This is a genomic window from Kitasatospora sp. MBT66 (assembly GCF_000710405.2).
Taxonomy (GTDB): Bacteria; Actinomycetota; Actinomycetes; order Streptomycetales; family Streptomycetaceae; genus Kitasatospora; species Kitasatospora purpeofusca.
Genome location: NZ_JAIY01000020.1, coordinates 141,562 through 141,888, shown reverse-complemented (window position 1 = coordinate 141,888; position 327 = coordinate 141,562). Strand labels below are relative to the sequence as shown.

Here is a 327-nt window from a genome sequence, read left to right as displayed (position 1 = left end):
GGCGACGCCCTGCCAGCCCCGGCCGTAGAACGCCAGGCCGATGGTGAGCTTGCGCGGGTTGACCCCGGCGTCGAGGTAGGGCTTGACCGCCGCGTCGACGCTGAAGTGGTTGGCGTACGGGTCCTGGGCGTCCTGGTAGAGGTTGCCCTGGTGGCCGGTGCGGTTGGGCTCCCAGGAGTTGTCGCTGCCCGCGCCGTGGAAGTCGTAGCCCTGGACGTTGGCGATGTCGAGGTAGTTGAAGATCTTCGAGAGGTCCCAGCCCTGGTTGATCTTCACCGGGTCGGCCGGGGTGAAGGCGGTCAGCAGCTTGTGCGAGCCGCCCAGGGC

Annotated in this window: 1 protein-coding gene; it reads right to left on the bottom strand. The window is 68.5% G+C overall.

Annotated elements, in window-relative coordinates; all coding sequences use genetic code 11:
• A partial coding sequence (locus tag BI06_RS41690) for a glycosyl hydrolase family 18 protein (protein ID WP_043477315.1) occupies positions 1 to 327 on the bottom strand: 327 nt, incomplete at both ends.